Consider the following 3,842-nt stretch of genomic DNA (forward strand, 5'->3'; position numbering starts at 1 on the left):
CGCAATGTCTGTAATGACAAACTGATTTTTGCTATAATATATAATAAAGTATTAAACAGAGAGATTTCCAGATTGTATAAATGGGAGGGATGTCCATGAGTACGCGTGATGAAAAGAAAACGATCCTGCAACATTGGCAGCAATTGGTACAGGTTGATAAGGAGGAGTTGGGAGATTTCCCACGGTTTGCTGTTCATCCTCTGGTCGTAACGGAGGAAGAGAAACGGAATCTGTTCCGCATGTGCATGCAGTCGGCGGCGGACCGGGACCGGATTTCTAAAATCAGTGCCAGGTATGAAGCATATAAAAAGGCTGTTAATCGGCGCTTTGCCATGGCACGGTATTATCAGGAGCAATGGGATCAACTTGATGGCAGCAAGGCTCTGGAAGGCACTATCCACTGTATATATGATACGAACGGCGATGTGCCTTCTGAGTTGCCTTCTCATGCCTGCGTATTGACGCGAAAAGACCTCGTACAGTCTCTGGTACAGTTTGCGCTGGGGCAGGAAGGGGTACCAGGATACCCTGCCAGGGATGACAGAGAAGGCGATGTGCCAGGTTTTCTGCGAGCGTGGGTTACGACCGTATACGGAGCAGAGACACAGGAAGTAAATCTGCATTTCATTGATGCATCACTTAAAGACGATTAACCGGGGGAATATCATGAATATTACGGTGTATTTGGGAGCAAGGACAGGATACAGTGCAGTCTATCGTTCATATGCCTATGAACTGGGAGCATGGATTGCCTGTCACGGTCATACGCTCATTTATGGGGGAAGCCGGACCGGGCTCATGGGAAAGCTGGCCGATGGAGCTCTGGAGCACGGCGGCCGCGTCATTGGCGTGGAACCGCAGTTTTTTATGGACGACGAATTGCAGCATGAAGGATTGACCCAGCTCATTGTGACAAAAGATATGGCATCGCGCAAAGAAAAGATGATGGAACTGGGCGATGTGTTCCTGGCATTCCCCGGAGGAATAGGGACTCTGGAAGAAATCAGTGAAGTCATGAGTCAGATTAAATTGGGATTATTGCAGGGCCGTTTTGCATTCCTCGATTTCAATGGCTATTACCAGCCGATGAAATCACTCATACGGCATATGGCAGAAGAAGGGTTTGTTGATAATCATTGGGCCGGACAAGTCGCCTTTCTTTCGTCGTTTGAACAATTAGAAGCTTTCTTAGCCGGATAATTTCTATTCCAAAATGAAGCTGTATGTGGTACAATAACCCAGTTATTAGTAATATTTTAGTATCTATCAGGAGGATGTATGACAACGAAATATCCCTGCGATTGCGATTTTTCCTGCCCTCAGTCAGAAGAGCAGAAGACCCGCGTCATTGTGGAAGAATATGAAAAATTATCACCGAATCTGATTTTTGAAATTATCCGTCATGACGGCGAATTGGAACTGGAACGCAAGGCCTGGCCCCTCGTCTTATCGGCACTGGCTGCGGGATTGATGATTTCTTTTTCTTTCTATTTCCGCTCCATTATCAATGTCTATATTGGGAGCGCTTCCTGGGCAGAAGCCATCACCGGTATCGGATATACGACGGGTTTCCTCATCGTTATTTTAGGCCGGCTCCAGCTTTTTACGGAGAACACGATTACTACGGTCATCCCCGTTTTCCGTGATCCCTGCTGGAAGAATCTCCGCCTGCTCCTGCGGCTCTGGGGGATTGTTTTCCTTTCCAATATTGTCGGCACCGCGATCGCGGCTCTTTTCATGTCCAGCCCGATTTTCACGACACCGGAAATTACCCAGTGCCTGTACAACGTGTCCCACCATATCATGGCCCCCGGTCCGGTAGATAACATCATGCGGGGGATTCCGGCAGGCATGCTGATTGCAGCTATCGTCTGGATGATGCCCATGTCGCGGAGCTTTGCCTTTTTTATCATTTTTATGTTTACTTATTTCATTTCTATCGGAAACTTCGCCCATGTCGTCGTCGGGTCGTGCGAAGCGGCATATGATGTACTCATGGGTGGTTCCACGATGTTTGATTATTTCTTCCGTTTTCTCCTGCCAACGGGCCTGGGAAATATCATCGGCGGTACGGGCGTCTTTACGCTCCTCGTTGCGACACAGGTCAAAAGTGACGGAAAAAGGTAAAAAAAGAAAGGGTGATTGATATGAATGAAATCATAAAAGCCATGTTAGAACGGCGCAGCATCCGTACGTATGAAGATAAACCGGTACCTGAAGAGCTGATCCATGAAATCGTCGAAGCCGGCCTCTATGCGGCCAGCAGTATGGGGCGGCAGAATACGAAAATTATTGTGATTACGAACGATGAACTCCGTCACGATTTGTCAGAAATCAACAATCAGATTGGCGGCTGGCCTGCTGGCAATGACCCATTTTATGGCGCTCCTGTCGTCATTCTCGTATTAGGCAAAACGGGAGAAGGAAAAGAAAAATACGATGGCAGCCTGGTCATGGGAAACATGATGCTTGCCGCTTATTCCCTGGGTCTTGGCAGCTGTTGGATTCACCGGGCCAAAGAGGAAATGGATACGCCTCTGGGAAAGAAGATATTGGACCAGGTTGGCCTGTCTTCTGATGAATGGGAAGGCATTGGACATTGCATCATAGGCTATCCGGCAGGAGCGCTCCCCAAAGCCGCACCAAGAAAAGCAGACAGAGTTTATTATCTGAAGTAGTATTTTCATATCGATACGCAATCAATACGCGGATAAGGAGGTCATCATGAATAGAGCACTGCCATCAGCTGGAGAGATCTGGATCCATTTCAAAGAAAAACAGTACCGCATTATTACCATGGCGGAGGATGCTAAGACCGGCGAATCCTATGTGGTGTATCAGGCGCTTTATGGCTCGTATGGACATTATCTGCGGCCTCTGGCCATGTTTATGAGTGAGGTGGATCACCAGAAATATCCCGACTGCCAACGGACATGGCGCTTTGAAAAGCTTCCGAACATGTGTTCTTGGAAACCGGAATTTGCTCGCCAAACAAATGTTCAACACACTAGAAAAAAGGGGGCCAGCGATTCATGTTTGAAAAAGAAATAATAGAGCTCGTTCGCAGCACCCACGATATGCTGACGGAAGAAAAAGACTTAGAAATTACGGCCAAAGGGAGGGCTAATTTCGTCACCCAGATGGATGTTGCCGTACAGGAATATATGCGCACTCATCTGCAGGAAATAGACAGCGACGTCACACTCCTGTCAGAAGAGCAGGACAATAGTCAGGCTATGGATCCCGATGGCCGATACTGGATTCTTGATCCCATTGACGGCACCCAGAATTTTATCCGCCATTTCGATATGAGTGCCGTATCGCTGGCCTATTATGCACAAGGCACCTTACAGGCGGCTGTCGTGTATAACCCGTTTACAGATGAACTGTTTCATGCAACCCGTGGTGGCGGTGCCTTTTTAAATGGCAAACCCATCTATGTGACTGGAAATGGAGCATTATCTCACTGTCTGGTTGCCATTGGAACGTCTCCGTATGACCGGCAATATACAGAAAAGAATTTCCCTTTATTCCAGGCCATGTATTCACAATGCCTGGATATCCGCCGTACGGGCAGCGCTTGTCTTGACCTGGCCTATGTAGCAGCCGGGCGGACGGATATCTATTTCGAACGCAACCTGAAGCCGTGGGATATGGCCGCCGGTATTTTGCTTGTCGAAGAAGCGGGCGGTAGAGTCACGACATATGATGGACAGGTTCCTGACGTATTACACAATGACCATATCATTGCTACCAATGGTCTGGTCCATGATGAAACGTCCCGTATTATACATCAATATTGGTAAAAAAAATCTCCCTGGCTAGCGACGACGAGTACGCCC

The 3,842-nt window shown here is 47.9% G+C and carries 6 protein-coding genes; all 6 read left to right on the forward strand.

Going from position 1 to position 3,842, the window contains the following annotated elements; translation table 11 throughout:
* Positions 1 to 95: 95 nt before the first annotated feature.
* Entirely contained in the window at positions 96 to 653 is a 558-nt protein-coding gene (locus DBO31_RS00555) for a hypothetical protein (protein ID WP_150824182.1), read from the forward strand.
* A 13-nt stretch (positions 654 to 666) separates the two neighbouring features.
* Complete coding sequence (locus DBO31_RS00560; RefSeq protein WP_150824183.1) at positions 667 to 1,200, forward strand: TIGR00730 family Rossman fold protein; 534 nt, start codon at positions 667 to 669, stop codon at positions 1,198 to 1,200.
* 78 nt (positions 1,201 to 1,278) lie between these two features.
* On the forward strand, positions 1,279 to 2,127 hold the full coding sequence (locus DBO31_RS00565) for a formate/nitrite transporter family protein (protein WP_150824184.1): 849 nt from the start codon (positions 1,279 to 1,281) through the stop codon (positions 2,125 to 2,127).
* A 20-nt stretch (positions 2,128 to 2,147) separates the two neighbouring features.
* Entirely contained in the window at positions 2,148 to 2,678 is a 531-nt protein-coding gene (locus tag DBO31_RS00570) for a nitroreductase (protein WP_150824185.1), read from the forward strand.
* A 46-nt stretch (positions 2,679 to 2,724) separates the two neighbouring features.
* Positions 2,725 to 3,051 (forward strand): DUF1653 domain-containing protein, encoded by a 327-nt coding sequence (locus tag DBO31_RS00575; RefSeq protein ID WP_150824186.1) that lies wholly within the window; start codon positions 2,725 to 2,727, stop codon positions 3,049 to 3,051.
* A complete protein-coding gene (locus DBO31_RS00580) occupies positions 3,033 to 3,806 on the forward strand; it encodes an inositol monophosphatase family protein (RefSeq protein WP_150824187.1) in 774 nt (257 codons plus the stop codon). The genes DBO31_RS00575 and DBO31_RS00580 overlap by 19 nt, the downstream gene beginning before the upstream one ends.
* The last annotated feature ends 36 nt before the right edge of the window (positions 3,807 to 3,842 follow it).

Origin of the sequence: Megasphaera sp. DJF_B143, from assembly GCF_900320625.1 — a bacterium.
Lineage (GTDB): Bacteria > Bacillota > Negativicutes > Veillonellales > Megasphaeraceae > Megasphaera > Megasphaera hexanoica.

Coding starts and splice junctions, on each gene's coding strand:
- DBO31_RS00570 (WP_150824185.1), top strand. CDS start 2,148: ATGAATGAAATCATAAAAGCCATGTTAGAACGGCGCAGCATCCGTACG.
- DBO31_RS00580 (WP_150824187.1), top strand. CDS start 3,033: ATGTTTGAAAAAGAAATAATAGAGCTCGTTCGCAGCACCCACGATATG.
- DBO31_RS00565 (WP_150824184.1), top strand. CDS start 1,279: ATGACAACGAAATATCCCTGCGATTGCGATTTTTCCTGCCCTCAGTCA.
- DBO31_RS00555 (WP_150824182.1), top strand. CDS start 96: ATGAGTACGCGTGATGAAAAGAAAACGATCCTGCAACATTGGCAGCAA.
- DBO31_RS00560 (WP_150824183.1), top strand. CDS start 667: ATGAATATTACGGTGTATTTGGGAGCAAGGACAGGATACAGTGCAGTC.
- DBO31_RS00575 (WP_150824186.1), top strand. CDS start 2,725: ATGAATAGAGCACTGCCATCAGCTGGAGAGATCTGGATCCATTTCAAA.